The following is a 245-nucleotide window of genomic DNA, read 5'->3' as shown; positions in this document are numbered from 1 at the left end:
TCTCGTTCGGGCCGCCGCGCCCGTTCTCTCGCGCGGCGGAGCCCCGCGGATGCGCCGAGCCACCCGGATCGGGGTGCCGTCGGACTGCCTGGTCGCGCAGAAGGAGCTGCGCACCGCCCTCCTGAACCAGCTGGACGCGATTCCCGGCGTCACCCTCGGCGACATCGCCTATCCCGCCGACTGGACCCTGCTGGCCGGCACCTTCAACGCGGCCCGGCTCGCCGAGCGCACCGGGCCGTTCCGGC

1 protein-coding gene is annotated in these 245 nt (G+C 75.1%); it reads left to right on the top strand.

The window, feature by feature from the left end:
* Positions 1 to 49: 49 nt before the first annotated feature.
* On the top strand, positions 50 to 245 hold a 196-nt coding region (locus tag KVT44_RS56595; protein ID WP_217577105.1), incomplete at its 3' end, for a hypothetical protein.

The sequence above is a fragment of the Streptomyces sp. GbtcB7 genome (genome assembly GCF_019091445.1).
Classification (GTDB): Bacteria; Actinomycetota; Actinomycetes; order Streptomycetales; family Streptomycetaceae; genus Streptomyces; species Streptomyces mirabilis.
The sequence above is the reverse complement of the archived record's forward strand: the minus strand, read 5'-3'. Positions and strand labels throughout refer to the sequence as shown.